The 13387-nt window shown below is 62.2% G+C and carries 15 protein-coding genes; 7 read left to right on the forward strand and 8 right to left on the reverse strand.

The window, feature by feature from the left end; genetic code table 11:
* Positions 1-77 precede the first annotated feature (77 nt).
* Complete coding sequence (locus tag Q9Q79_RS18955) at positions 78-983, reverse strand: aspartyl/asparaginyl beta-hydroxylase domain-containing protein (protein ID WP_024957655.1); 906 nt, start codon at positions 981-983, stop codon at positions 78-80.
* 435 nt (positions 984-1418) lie between these two features.
* On the opposite strand from Q9Q79_RS18955, the gene Q9Q79_RS18960 reads away from it, so the two are divergent.
* Positions 1419-2078 (forward strand): RIO1 family regulatory kinase/ATPase, encoded by a 660-nt coding sequence (locus Q9Q79_RS18960; RefSeq protein WP_099527042.1) that lies wholly within the window; start codon positions 1419-1421, stop codon positions 2076-2078.
* A 279-nt stretch (positions 2079-2357) separates the two neighbouring features.
* Here the strand turns inward: Q9Q79_RS18960 and Q9Q79_RS18965 are convergent, their stop codons facing one another.
* Positions 2358-2696 (reverse strand): P-II family nitrogen regulator, encoded by a 339-nt coding sequence (locus Q9Q79_RS18965; RefSeq protein ID WP_005411374.1) that lies wholly within the window; start codon positions 2694-2696, stop codon positions 2358-2360.
* A 155-nt stretch (positions 2697-2851) separates the two neighbouring features.
* Here Q9Q79_RS18965 and Q9Q79_RS18970 point away from each other — a divergent pair, with 155 nt between their 5' ends.
* Positions 2852-3103 (forward strand): accessory factor UbiK family protein, encoded by a 252-nt coding sequence (locus Q9Q79_RS18970; RefSeq protein ID WP_005411375.1) that lies wholly within the window; start codon positions 2852-2854, stop codon positions 3101-3103.
* Between the two features lie 126 nt (positions 3104-3229).
* Positions 3230-3664, forward strand: a complete 435-nt coding sequence (gene arr, locus Q9Q79_RS18975) for an NAD(+)--rifampin ADP-ribosyltransferase (RefSeq protein ID WP_044571000.1) — start codon at positions 3230-3232, stop codon at positions 3662-3664.
* Here the strand turns inward: arr and Q9Q79_RS18980 are convergent.
* From Q9Q79_RS18980 to Q9Q79_RS19000, 5 genes are all read right to left on the reverse strand, one after another.
* Positions 3657-4103 (reverse strand): DUF4279 domain-containing protein, encoded by a 447-nt coding sequence (locus Q9Q79_RS18980; protein ID WP_012481476.1) that lies wholly within the window; start codon positions 4101-4103, stop codon positions 3657-3659. The genes arr and Q9Q79_RS18980 overlap by 8 nt on opposite strands.
* A 98-nt stretch (positions 4104-4201) precedes the next feature.
* Positions 4202-4930 carry a hypothetical protein gene (locus tag Q9Q79_RS18985; protein WP_139338733.1) on the reverse strand — a complete coding sequence of 243 codons (729 nt, stop codon included), beginning with the start codon at positions 4928-4930 and terminating at the stop codon, positions 4202-4204.
* A 58-nt stretch (positions 4931-4988) separates the two neighbouring features.
* A complete protein-coding gene (locus Q9Q79_RS18990; protein ID WP_143566062.1) occupies positions 4989-5384 on the reverse strand; it encodes a hypothetical protein in 396 nt (131 codons plus the stop codon).
* A 634-nt stretch (positions 5385-6018) separates the two neighbouring features.
* A complete protein-coding gene (locus Q9Q79_RS18995; protein ID WP_012481479.1) occupies positions 6019-6348 on the reverse strand; it encodes a hypothetical protein in 330 nt (109 codons plus the stop codon).
* 238 nt (positions 6349-6586) lie between these two features.
* On the reverse strand, positions 6587-7189 hold the full coding sequence (locus Q9Q79_RS19000) for a DUF998 domain-containing protein (RefSeq protein WP_099527044.1): 603 nt from the start codon (positions 7187-7189) through the stop codon (positions 6587-6589).
* Between the two features lie 627 nt (positions 7190-7816).
* Between Q9Q79_RS19000 and Q9Q79_RS19005 the strand changes: the two genes are divergently transcribed.
* The 4 genes from Q9Q79_RS19005 to Q9Q79_RS19020 all read left to right on the forward strand — a co-directional run bounded on the left by Q9Q79_RS19005 (position 7817) and on the right by Q9Q79_RS19020 (position 12319).
* The gene (locus Q9Q79_RS19005; protein WP_043034263.1) at positions 7817-8173 is read left to right on the forward strand and encodes a hypothetical protein; all 357 of its coding nucleotides are present in this window, start codon (positions 7817-7819) and stop codon (positions 8171-8173) included.
* A 45-nt stretch (positions 8174-8218) separates the two neighbouring features.
* Positions 8219-8815: a hypothetical protein gene (locus tag Q9Q79_RS19010; RefSeq protein WP_049396745.1), complete on the forward strand. Its 597-nt coding sequence runs from the start codon at positions 8219-8221 to the stop codon at positions 8813-8815.
* A gap of 100 nt (positions 8816-8915) precedes the next feature.
* Positions 8916-9578: a DUF1629 domain-containing protein gene (locus Q9Q79_RS19015; RefSeq protein ID WP_024957931.1), complete on the forward strand. Its 663-nt coding sequence runs from the start codon at positions 8916-8918 to the stop codon at positions 9576-9578.
* Positions 9579-9619: 41 nt separating this feature from the next.
* Complete coding sequence (locus Q9Q79_RS19020; protein ID WP_099484214.1) at positions 9620-12319, forward strand: XVIPCD domain-containing protein; 2700 nt, start codon at positions 9620-9622, stop codon at positions 12317-12319.
* 99 nt (positions 12320-12418) lie between these two features.
* Here the strand turns inward: Q9Q79_RS19020 and Q9Q79_RS19025 are convergent, their stop codons facing one another.
* On the reverse strand, positions 12419-13177 hold the full coding sequence (locus Q9Q79_RS19025; RefSeq protein WP_099527045.1) for a carbon-nitrogen hydrolase family protein: 759 nt from the start codon (positions 13175-13177) through the stop codon (positions 12419-12421).
* Positions 13178-13387 lie beyond the last annotated feature (210 nt).

Here is a 13387-nt window from a genome sequence, read left to right on the forward strand (position 1 = left end):
AAACCCGCGCTGGCGACAGCGCGGGTTTTTTCATGTTCCGGTAGTACCGGCCGCTGGCCGGCAACCTCATGCAACGATCAGAGCGCCCAGATACCGGCAATCACCGCCACCACCAGGCCCCACTTGATCAGCTGGTAGGCCACGACGCTGCGCTCGCGCAGTGCCTTGGCCTTCAGGCGCACCTTGTAGACGCTGCCGAACGCCTTGTTGACGCCACCGGTCGGGTCACCCGGCAGGTTCGGCGAGGCACCACCGGCCAGCAGCGTGGCCGCCACCGCGCGGTTGAACAGGCCCGGCAGGCCGAAGCGCAGCGGGCGGGCGATGTCGCAGAACAGGATCACGCGGTCGTCGGGCGTCTCGTTGTGCGCGTGGTGGATGTAGGTCTCGTCGAACATCATCCACTCGCCATCGCGCCAGCTCTTCTTGATGCCGTCCACTTCGATGTAGCAGCCGTCGTTGTTCGGCGTGGCCAGGCCCAGGTGCAGGCGCAGCGAACCGGCGAACGGGTCGCGGTGCGGACGCAGCTCGCTGCCCGACGGCAGCTGCGCGAACATCGCCGCACGCACGTCCGGTAGGGACTCCAGCAACGCCGTGGTCTTGGGGCACATCGCCTTCGCCGACGGGTGCGACGGGCCGTACCACTTCAGGTAGAAGCGCTTCCAGCCACGGCGGAAGAACGAATTGAAACCGGCATCATTGAACGTGCTGGACGCGGCGATCTTCTGCGCATCGCGCAGCGCCAGCGCTTCATCGCGGATCATCTGCCAGTTCTGGCGCAGCGGCTCCAGCTGCGGGAACTCCTTGGCCGGGTCCAGGAACGGCGTGGTCGGCACCTTCGAGAACATGTACATGACCACGTTGATCGGGGCCATGAAACTGGAGTGGTCCAGCAGCTGGCGCGACCAGCGCGCGCGGACCTTGCCACGGAAGTGGATGTACAGCACGCAGGCGACGAACAGCGCTGCAATGACGATTTTGATGATCAAAGCACTTTCCTCCAGCCGCGGCCGGAACGGGAATCGGGGCGATGCACGGCCTGGTGGCCAGCATCGGTAAGGAACGCGGCAGGGAACGGGGACGTGCCGAAGGGTGCGGCCGCCGATGTCGCGAATTAACAGCTTATGGTCGGCAGGCCGTGCGTCGGGGTCAAGCCGGACGTGCGCGACGTTCAGCGGGCCGCGGATGAACGAACCGATGCGGCGCCCAACCTATTGATTCGGAAAGAACCGTCGACCAAGTGAGACATAATTGTCCGATTGAGCGCGACGAACTGTTCCAGCCACGCCCCTGACATTTCTCCGACAAATCGTGGAATAGCGAACTGGCGAGTACTAAAATTAACGAAAACTTAGTAACTCCCTGTAACACCGGTTCGCTTGACGCTTTGCGCCACCCACCGGGTCGTCCGAGACCCCGACATGTATCTTCCTGCTCTGCCCCCCTCCTCCTGCGGCGATGAGGCCGCCACCCCGCTGCTGCTCAAGCGCGGCGAACGCTTCCTGGCCCCTGACGTCTATCGCACCTGCCTGGACGGGCGCGAGGCAGTCATCAAGGACTATTCCCGCTACCGCGGCACTCCCGTTTCGCTGATCGCGCGACTGATGGTGCGCCGCGAGGCCCGCATGCTGCAGCGCCTCGGCGGCTGGAAGCACGCCCCCGCGCTGCTCGGCACCCTCGGTGGCCTGGCGCTGGGCATGGAGTTCATCCCCGGCCAGACCCTGAGCACCGCACAGGCCGTGGGCAATGAGGTGTTCGAGCAGCTGCAGCACGCGCTCAGCCGTTTGCACGCCGCCGGCATCAGCCACAACGACCTGCATGGCACCAACGTGGTGGTCAGCGGCGGCGTACCGGTGCTGCTGGACTTCACCTCGGCCTGGCGCGCTCCACGCTGGCTGCGCCGCAACCCGCTGAGCCGGCAACTGAGCCGCAGCGACATGAAGAACCTGCTGAAGATCCGCCAGCGCGTGACCGGCCAGGCGCCAAGTGCCGCGCAGGCCGCACTGGTGGCCGACCCGGGCTGGGTCGCGGCCGTGCGGCAGGGCTGGAAGCGGTTCTACAAGTGGGCCAAGCGGCGGTAAGCGCCGCGTCTTTCGGGCGGCGATGGATCGCGCGATGACATGGGACAGCGCCGGCGGGCTGCGTGCGCCGATGGGGACGATGCCTCGGGGGGTGCGTGCGCCGATGGGGACGACATCTCGGCGGCTGTGTGCGCCCTATCAGGTAGAGTCGACTGTTAGTCGACTGCTCTTCGTTCCGAAGCCGAAAAACCCCGCGCTGCGCGCGCAAGTCGACTAACAGTCGACTCTACCTCGTCCCATTCCGGCATCCCTGTCGTGTGCCGGCAGCCCGCGGCGCGCTTACAACGCGTCCGCGTCCAACTCACCGGTACGAATACGCACCACACTGCCCAGGTCGTACACGAACACCTTGCCGTCACCAATCTTCCCGGTGCCGGCGGCCTTCACGATGGCCTCAACCACGGCCTCCACCTGGTCATCGGTCACCGCCACTTCCAGCTTCACCTTCGGCAGGAAATCGACCACATACTCCGCGCCACGGTACAGCTCGGTGTGGCCCTTCTGGCGACCAAAGCCCTTCACTTCCGTCACCGTGATCCCGGTGACCCCACGCTCGGCCAGCGCTTCGCGCACGTCGTCGAGCTTGAACGGCTTGATCACCGCCATGACCATCTTCATCGTCTATCTCCTGTCTTCCGGCGTGGAGGATAGCGCCTGAACGCGGCCCGTGCGAAGCCGCTGCCGCCTGTCCGGGCAGTGGGTGCCAGCAGTATCCTTGTGCCCGAATGGCCTGCTCGCGCCGGATGCACGGGCCCACCCCCACGGAGCACCCCATGATCGACCTGAACCAAATCGATGACCTCGCCCGTCGCCTCAGCGACCTGGTGCCGCCGGGCCTGCGCGAATCGCGCGAGGAACTGCAGGCCACCTTCAAGAGCGCGCTGCAGGCCGGCCTTGCCAAGCTCGACCTGGTCACCCGCGAGGAGTTCGAAGTGCAGCGCGCCGTGCTGCTGAAGACCCGCGAAAAGCTGGATGCGCTGGAAACGGCCGTGCGCGAGCTGGAAGGGCGCGGCGCCGCAGAATGAAAAAAGGAGGCGCACCGCGCCTCCCGTTTACAGATTATTTCCCGGATGGGGCCTTGCAGCAAGGCCCTGCGGGCGCCCTAGACTCGCCGGCCTGTCGATCCGGCAGCACAGAGAGGGGCAGCAGTGATGGCGCAGGACACCGATTGGACGCCCGTTTCGCATGACACCTGCGACCAGGTCGCCGGGCCGTTCTATCACGGCACCCGCGCTGACCTGGCGGTGGGCGAGCTGCTGAGCGCGGGCTTCCGCTCCAACTATCGCGACAGTGTGGTGATGAACCACATCTACTTCACCACGATCGCCAAGGGCGCCGGGTTGGCTGCGGAGATGGCCCGGGGTGAAGGGCGACCGCGCGTGTATGTGGTGGAGCCGACCGGGCCGTTCGAGGACGACCCGAACGTGACCAACAAGAAGTTTCCCGGGAACCCGACGCGTTCGTATCGGAGTGCGCAGCCGTTGCGGGTGGTTGGGGAGATTACGGAGTGGGAGCTCTACGACGCGGAGTTTATTCGGCAGTTGAAGGCGTTCGTTGCTTCGGGGAGTGGAGAGATCATCAACTGATGGCCTGCTGGCGCTGGGCGTTGCGCACTTCTTCATCGGCTTCATAGATGTCCAGCCCGAGCTCAATGCCGCGCTCACCCAAGGCGAGCAGCGCGCGAGGCGAAAGCGAGACACCATCATTGCTGCTGCCCATGAAAAGGCCACAGAACAGATCAGGCCGGAAGCGTGCCAGAGCCTGCCATACGGCGAGATCGCCGGTGAGTTGATCGAGGATCTCGAAGATCTGCGCTTCCAGATCTTCAGGCTCACGACGCTCCGCATCAAGTCGCCAGCCCCCGGTCCTGGCGATACGCACGGTGCCTGATTGGTTGCCTCTGAGTTCCTGGCCCTTGTGATGCGATGCGGTTGGAGTCGCTCCGAGCAAGGCACTGACTTCTTCGGGCAGGAGGCCGTCTCCGAAGAATCGGAGGGTTACCAGGGAATGATCGAATGCTGACATGGGAATCCAGTTGTCCCTTCGGAATCTCTTCCAATCCACACGTCTCATCGACGTTAGATCAGTTACCCGCCATCGACCCTGAATGAATTATTCGACGACTAGCTAACGAAACCTTCAATGCCGCGATCAGAAAAGCGATCCAGCCCAAAGCAGTGCAGAGATATTTGCGCCGCCGATCGCGTGAGCTTATAGGTCAAATCAAACGGCTTCTCGTATATGTCCGACGCAATTTTCAACATATTTGCACCTGACTCACTGCCGCGCGACGGATTCTTTATCCCCATGATCATCAAACCGTTGGCCATGAATATATTCTTCTGCTGGGATGTAGCGAGTCCGCCCGGGTGCGGATCTGAGAGCAGCTCAATGTCTTTCAAATATACTTTCGATATGATATCTGCGAGACGAAGGTACTCATCGACGGCAATATCCCTTCTAGCACATGCATTGAATAGTTTGCCAACGAATTCTGGCTTTTTCTCTGAATCAAGTCTATCAATCAGGTCGAGGATAGCTGTTCCCGCCGCCTCGGTACCGCCCTTTTTTCGGGATATATCGTCAATGACGCGATCCCGCTCCTCTTTTGATGTCTGTCCAATAACCTTAAGAAATTTGTATATCTTTGCAGCAAATATCCTGGCACTGATTGATGTAACCGCATCATTAGCCTTCATTATTAAGCCAAAGAAAGGGATGTCTTTGGCAAGCCCATCATCGAGAAGGGAGTCGATAGCGACCTCCCCAACCTCCAGGGTGAGGTCAATTAAAGACGGGCTTTTCATTGACTCTACAACAGATGTTTCAATGGTCGCTGGAAGATTGGCCATAGCCTTCTAGAATTTTAGTTAAGCCGCGCCGCGAAGCGGCGTCGGCCTGGATGAATTGTTAGCCGATTTGCTCAATCCACATGTTCGCTTGCCGCTTGCCATTCAACCAATCCGCATAGGTAATCATCCTTTTCCAAGACTGATCATTATCCAACTGCTGGATGCGAGAACTCGACTCATGGGCATTGGAAACCTCAACGAATCTTCTGGCTTGATTGGTGAAACCACGCCGAATCTTCATTGGGCGCCCCATATAGCCGCCCCTCTGATCATCGTCAGCGACAAAAAGAATCCTATCTTCACCATCCGCATTAAAAGTAGGGTCACGAAAAACATCGCCCAGCTTGTGAACTACGTGGCGCTCAGCCTCAATGTAAGACTTGGGCAGGTACCAGATCTTGTACCCAAGCACCTTTTCGCCACCACGCCCTTCTATCAGCTTATCGACATTCATCTCGCAACATGACTGTCGACACCAAAGCTCGGGGATAACATCAACGAATATGGGCGCCCCCTTGCTGATTGACTTGCAAAAGTCTCGAACTTTCGCGTCTATTTGCCCCGGGGTTGTCAGCCCATCAAGCTCCATCAATTGCTCCTCTCGGCCAATTATCTAATAGACGACCCCAGGGTCCGGCTATACAGCTTATCCGCAAAACAGCGCATGGCGGCCTTTCACCTTAATGCAGTTCGATCCTAGACCGACCATGCGCAGCTGACAAGCCAGCGCGTACCCGGACCCGGCGGTGGGCTCATTGACCGAGCCAATGTCCTTTATGTTTCGCATGACGCCCTGTGGCCAGATGCGGACACTCGCAATATCTCAACCACGCCCAGCCACGAAGCGGTTTGGCCCTGAGAGAATGTTCGAGCCGGCCCCTACTTGAACATGTCCAAAAAGTCCTCGTCTTCATGCTGCTGCTTCCACGTGGAGAGTACGCAGAGACTCATCCCACTACGCATGGCAACCACCTGGAATCCTACGAGTTCATTCTTCGTGACACGCTACTGCAAGGCGATTACCGGCTAGCGGCTTTGGTCTCTGGAGCAGCTCCAAGCCGGAACTAGGCATCTACTTCAGCGATTCGTCATTCCCGCCTTTCCGCCTGGATATGGATAGACGAAACACCGGAAACCAAGGAATGATTGGACCAAGCATCCAGCTCTTCCGCAATTGAACCACTCAGGAGCCATCCGCGGCCGGTGCACTGTGCCGAAGCCAGGGCAAGAACCACAAACTCAGGCCACGATTGCGCAGCATGACGGGAGCAGGCACTCACCATGAAGCCGCCCTTGTGATATGGCTCGGCGTGGAGATTGCTGACTTCAAGACCTGCTTGCTCAAACATCCGCGCCGCGACCTTGAGAGCCGCCTGCTGCGATGTGCAACTGGTGAACAAGCGCCAGTACAACTCCATGAGCCCACAATCTTCCAAAAGGCCCTCTGGGCGCGGTCCCTACTTATAGCAGAAGGCGCGCACGACCTTTCCCCTCTTACCACCCGTGGTGCCAGCATCAAGGAACAGATGGTTGAAGAGCACCCACGGCTTGAACAGTGAGCACCCTGGCATGAATCCCGAGAAGATCACCTTGAGCTGGGGCCGGAGAATCGAGAAGCCCTTGTTCGGCCCTCTATGTTCCTGTCGCGCGCCGCCATCAATGCACAGGCTCCGCCTTCAGCGCGCTTGAATCCCTGCGCATCAGGTACAGCGCAACCAGGAACGGCCACAGCGAGTTGATCGACGAGAACAGCCGCTGGGTCAGCCCCCTGAAGCCCTCCGGATCCGCTCCCACCACGTTCAACCAGAGATAGACAATCCCCGCGATGCTCACCATAGCAGTCACGGCGTACGCCCTTCGGTTGGCCGACCACGCGCTCAGTTCGATGTGCGACATCGCCGGTGCAATGATGTTGGCGATACCGATGGTGTAGAAGCCGTGCATCGGATGGCCCATGGGCCAGAGCCCGTTGGTCAGCATGGAAATGCCAAAGACCAGCCAGCAGATTGCACCTACTGCAATCCGCCGACCGGACTCCCGCCATGTCCCGATGGCAAACGCCACGAAGCCTACGCCAGAGCCGATGGCGGCGATCCTGGCGCAGATGCTTGCAAGCGTTGGCGCCTGCAGCAGCTCGCTGGCGTGCTGGGCAAGCGGGTTGTAACCCGGCGCGAACAGGGCAGCAACGCTGGTCCAGAACAGGAACCACGGAAGCGGGAGCAGACCCGCAGACAGAAGAAGTCGATTGCGGCGTAACACGTCCAGTGATCCTTGTAGCGGCCTGCGCCAGTGGGTGGAGTCCGTTCAAACGCCGCAGAACCTTCCTGCTGCGGGCAGGATAGTTCCTGGTGACTACAACGGTAGTCAGATTCTGCGTGACGCCCCACGGGGTCAATAGGCAGAAAGTCACTCACGCATGGAGGCGAATTACGCGGCATCCATCAGCGACCGTCAGACCAATGCTGTCGCATTTGCCGCGCCCTACATCTCTGACGGAAGGTTCTGACGACTCCGTTCCAGAAGTGCCGCTGCGCCTAGCACACCAAGGCTCTCGCCCCTTTCCACGCTATGCGACAATGCCAAAAGCGTCTCGGGTTTTGGCGGCATTGACCCCTACTCGTTGGCATTCCGAACAACAGCAGGTAATCGTTACTGCGCCACCGTGCATCGGTGGTCGGGACTCGAAAACCCGTTTTGTTGGGAAGTAGTTTGCGCTTGCCAGCCGGCACCACCGCGCGTGGTGCCGGCTGGCAATCCGTCTGCCGGCTATGGCGGGCGGGGCGTGGGGGTCTTGTACCCGCCGGTTCCCAACATCCGGTTTTCGAGCCACGCTCTGCCCGCCACCTTTATCGGTGGCGGCTTCTGCCTGCTTGCACGGAGCCCGCCATGACCACGCCGCACTCCCCTCCCCCGCGCCCGATCCAGGAAGCGCCGTCACGCGCTTCGGCCCCAGACCGCAACAGCCTCATCGCCATCCTGCACGCCATCGGCGCGGGCGCTGCGGCCGACGGCCAACCCTGGCCCGAGCAGCATCACCTGCGCAGCCGGCAGATGGCGTTGTCCGACGCCGACTGCGCGCTCACCGGCCAGCGCATCGTGCAGGAGATCCTGCTGGCGGCCGAGCGCACGCGCCAGAACGGTGAGCCTGAGCAGTACGTGGGCGACCGGGTGATGGAGGGGCTGGTGATGGCCGATCTGGCGCTTACTGCCTTCATCCACGAACGGGTACGGCCCAAGGACTGAGCGCGCTTGTGGCGCGTACGTTTCTGCCTGTGTCTGGGGTGACAAATGAAGAACCACGGCCTTGCCGCTGCGGCGGTGTGCGCCTCGATCATGGCGGCGGTGTGGATGGGGTGGCCCGAGCCTGCGGGCGATCAGGTGTGGGCCTACCAGAAGCTGCGGCCGGCCGATTACCGCCTGCTGCACAGTGATGCACTTGGCTTCGTGACCGCGAAGGCCCACGAGGGCTTTGAACTGCACGCGCGCCATGCCGGGGCGACGTCCTTCGAGATCCGGTGCAAGGGCGTGCTGGTGATGGACGTGGAGAACGCGCCCTCGCGCGTGCTGATCCGCATGCCTGCCGATGCACGGTGGCGGGCGCCGGACATCGAGCGTCTGCGCACCAGCTTCGAGCGTTGGCTGGATCTGCACCAGAGCCAGGGGCGGTTGCTGGTGGAAAGTGCGGGGCCTTCGTGGGTTGAGGCACGGCTTGGGCGCCTTGACAGGTCGGTGCCTGATGACCAGCGCTGCGTGTTCAGGGACCCAGGCCACCCTCGGCTGGAATCTCCCTCGTCATTCCGCCTATCCAGCAGACCATTGCAGGCAGTGGAAGGAATGGCAGCATCATCCTCGGCATTGCTCCGAAATTCCAAAAGAGCCGCGTGAATCACGTGCCCTCGGCACCGTTTCGGCGCAACTTGTGGCTGCGCAGAAGCCCCGCTAGCATCGGCTCAACGGTTTTTCCCGTTCTGCCCCCGCATCCATGATGGAAGCCCCCGTGACCGAATCGACCGCCACCGAAGTTTCAGCCGAAGCCGCATCCCACAAGGGCGAATTCTTCCTGATCGACGCAGGCTTGCTGAGCAATGGCGGGGTACCCGGTATAGAGATCGCCAACGAAGACAAGCTGATCGATCCGGGGATGAATGTCATCTCGCGTCCTGATGGAACGCCAGGCCAGTATCCGGAGCGCCCCCACCTGGTTCATGTGCCCGAGAAGGGCGCAATGCCACGCGATCTGGAAGAGCTCGCTGGCATCTGGATTGTGTCGGAGCCGTTGAAGCAGCTGTTTGAGCAGATGGACCCCCAGGCGTTTGCCTTTGTGGCCTGCGACTTCAGCCTTGCCGACGGCAGCCCCGGGCCTCAGTACTACCTGGGCAATGTGCTGCGCAGGCTCGACGCTCTGGATGAAGCCTCGTCCCGCGTGAGAATCAAGCTCGACCACAATTATCAGACCGGCGAGGACGAGAAGCTTTACAGCCTCGTCGGCGGCGCCAGCCTGGTGTTCAAACAGGACGTTGTGGGCGATGCCCATATCTTCCGCCAGGATCGCATGGGCGCACCGCCCATCTGCGACCGCGCGATGTTTGATGCATTGAATGCCGCCAACTTCTCCGGCGTACGGCTGCGCGATGTAGCCGATCTCTAGGACGAGCGCCTTCAAACGGATTCTTGAATGAGGTGGTGCGCATGGCCGACACACCGGTTTTCCAGGGACACCATCTGATCGAACAGAATGCGTTCGAACAAAGCCAGCTGCTGAAGTCGCTTGCCAGGAGTGGTCATTTCACGCTCCACGGTTCCGACAACATCCTCAACCTGCCCGCAAACCCCGCGCTGGCAACCCGGTTGGGTATATCGCCGCACTCGGGCGGCCCGTTGAGTGCGTACTCGGATCAACTGAAGTTCGTTCTCGACGACCTCGCAGAAACCTACGACGGCCGAGCGCTGCTGGCGAAGGATTCTGCGCCGGATGTGCGCGCTGCCGCCGCCGAGCGTATGGCTGCCCGCATCCAGAACCTGGAGTTCACGCTTCGCGCCGGCATCCTCAACGGCGACCTGGTCACCAACACGCCGGAGAACATGACCCCGGCCGAAGCCAACGCCAGGATCCGCACCTTCTTCGCCGATCTGGACGGCTACCAGCGCACCCACGCCGCGCAGATTGCGGAACTGAAGACCCTCAACCCGACCGAGTTGCGCTGGCGCGGCGTCACCCACTCCGAAGCCAACGTGACGGCGGCGCTGGATGCCATCGACCAATCCGGCAACTCCACCCTGAGCGAGCGCTGGGGGGGCCGCGCATCGTTGGGCACCGCAATCCAGGAGGCCAACCAGGGCGGCCGCCTGCCGCTGAGCGAGCACACCGCGGCCCGCGTGCGTACGGCGTTCAACCCGGAGATGCCACTGACCATCATGCGCCCTGGCCCGGCAACCACGGCTCCGGAACTGGCAGGCTCTGCTGGGCGCGCTGGCGCTGCGGAAGGTGCCGCCGAAGCTGCCGCCGCGCGCGGACAGATTACCGGCGCGCGCGTACTCGGGGCCGCGGGTGTTGCCGCACTGGCCGTGGACTTCGCCATCACCGGCCACCGCGTGGCCGAGTTGCACAGCGCGGGCAACAACGCCGGCGCAAAATCTGCGGCCACCCACTTCGTGGGGCGCACTGCAGGCGGCTTCGGTGGCGGCTTCCTGTTGGGCGCGGGGTACGGATTGTTCACCGGATCGTGGACCGGGCCAGGTGCGCTGGCTACCGGGCTGCTGGGCGGCGTGGCCGGTGGCTTCGGCGGTGAGTACTGGGCGCAGTACCAGGACAAGAAAGCGGTTTACACCCAGGTGGACCGCAGCGGCAACGAATGGAGCCGCGATCCGGAAGATGCCAAGGGCACCTGGAGCCGCAGCGTGCGCACGCCGCAGCCCGACGGAAGCTACCGCGAGACCACCATGGTCGCCGGTGGCCGGCTGGCGGACGAGCTGAACTACAAGGCCGCCAACGACTCGTATTCACTGGGCATGGCCAACCTGCCCAGGCCGCAGAACCCCTTCAAGCTTGATGCAGGCGGCGAGAGCGCGCCGCCGCGCGAGCCGTTTGAAACCAACCGCCACTACGTGCGCAATCCGCACAACGGCGAATGGAACCTCTCCATCCACGCGATGATTGATGGACGCGTCCCTTTTGACTACAGCGTGCCTGTCAGCCCGGAAAAGTCGGGCCAACTGGAACGGGAATCGCAGCGCATCATTGCCCAGAACGCCTTGAACACGCCGGAGGCGCTTGCCGCCCGTTACCAGGTGGCGTTCAACCAGTACAACTGGCACGAGTTCGCCACCATTGAGCCGGTACCGGAGGTGATCACCAACGCGCTGACCCAGACGCAGCCCCTGCGCGCTTCCAACGGCGAGAAGTACACGCAGGATGCCAAAGGGCAGTGGCAAACGCCGGATTGGCTGTACGGCACCAACCCGGCCGAGGGCAGCATCGTCGAGGAGCTCAATCGTACGCGCCAGAGCCAGCAGGCCGGCGTACAGGAGCTGACGTCCATGGCCGACATCGCCCGGGCCAACCCCACGCCAACCGAATACGGCCTGCGCAGCCAGGTGGTGGACGCCTACCGTAGTGCCGGCATTGTGCGCAATGCTGAAGAGATTGATGACGCCGTAGCCGCCGTTGCCCAGGATCACGCACGCGCCGTGCCCGACTTCGGTACGTTCATGCTGCAGGTGCAAAAGGATGGCTCGCTGGCCACACTGGCCGGGAAAGATGACGAGCGCATGCAGATCGTCTGCGTCACCACGCCACAGGAGATTGCCCAGGCACACGTGCAGCGCTCGACTGCGGAGCAGCAGTCCGCGGATGCCCTGCCGCGCGCGCCAACTTCACCTGAGCCCGCACCGAGTGCATCGCCGCCACACACCTCCAGGCCTGCCACGCAGCACGACGCTGACGTAGACCGGCACCACGGCACGGCCCTTCGCCCAGATGGCAGCGGGCTGCTGGAACAGCTGCGCTCGTCGGTAGCCATGCTGGATGAGAAGAACAACAAGCCGTGGGACCAGAGCAGCGACCGCCTGCTGGCCAGCGCCTACCGGCTTGCAGCAGAAGCCGGGTTCAAGCCCGGCGACCAGGTAGACATGGCACTGAGTGAAGCCACCGAAACCCGTGCTGCGGGCGCCACGCTGTTCGTGACGCGCTCAGGACCGGGCGCGTCATCGGACCCCGCCGCCAACCGGGTGCAGATGCCAACACAGGACGCCCTGGCGGTCGCACCGGAGCAGCAGTATGCAGCGGCCAACCGGAGCCTCGGCGCTCAGGATCGGGAGCAGTCGCAGCAGCTGGCACAAGCGCAGGAACGGCAGCAGGAAGAGAGCCGGCAGGGGCCGCGGTTGGGTTGATGGCAACGTGACGCTTGGGTTCTTCATGAGAACGCCAGGGTTCCTGCCTGGACGGAATCAGGCGAATGCTCCCTCCGAACATCTCAAGCCTTCCGGAGGTTAGCCCGCACTCCCGAGCGTGCCCATTGCTGGGAGTGTCACGGCACTACCGCTCTGATCTGCGAGGTCATACACCACCAATGCCTCGTCTCCAGTTCCGGCGCGGCACTTCAGCGCCCCCCTGTTGTCCCAGGCGGCGGACCCTCCCGTCATCTCGAATCCATCGGCATGGCCCACGCCGTTGCATACCAACACGTTCATCCCAAGCTCCCGCGCGACTGTTGCGTAGTGGCGGTGAGCCCGCTCCATACCGATCATGTTCTTTGCAACGCTGGCAACGTAGACCGTCGCTCCCGCGTCCTTGGCCCGCAATGCACTTTCCATCTGTAGCGACTCGAAGCAGATGGCGGGGACAAGAATTTCCTCTCCAAGGGTTACTGACAGGGACGTGGTTCCTGCCTTGAAATAAGGCAGTTCGTCGGCATGCAGCATCTGCTTGGTGTAGACAGCCGGTGCCTGACCGCTGCGGAAGACGAACATGCCGATCTCCGGCCTATCGTTGCCACGATATGGCCCACCGACTGCGACCAGAATCTGGTGCCGATCGCTCAGAGACTGGAATACCTCCAGACGCGCGTCATCTGGGGTCATTGCCAGCTGTTCGGCCAACCGCGGCTCATAGCCGGTCAGCGACATCTCCGGAAAGAAGACCGCCGCACCGCCACACGAGACGGCCCGTTCAATGAAGTGCACGTGCCGTTCGATATTGCCATCGATGTCGCCAGGGGCTGATCGCATCTGTGCTGCAACAATCTTCATTCCATCCTCTCTACTCAGACGCAGGCCGAAGCAAGAACCGCCTCGTACGCTGATTATGCAACCGCCGGTTGAGTGCATCCATCGGGGATCGAGGCGCGATTTTGACGCTTCAGCGAGGCGACTCCTGATGCGCAGCGATGACTATTCAGAGCGAAGGATCGCCCTTGACCGGAATCCCCTTAGCCGTTTCACCCGCAATGCCCGATGGCG

This window comes from Stenotrophomonas sp. a6, from assembly GCF_030913325.1.
GTDB classification, from domain to species: domain Bacteria; phylum Pseudomonadota; class Gammaproteobacteria; order Xanthomonadales; family Xanthomonadaceae; genus Stenotrophomonas; species Stenotrophomonas maltophilia.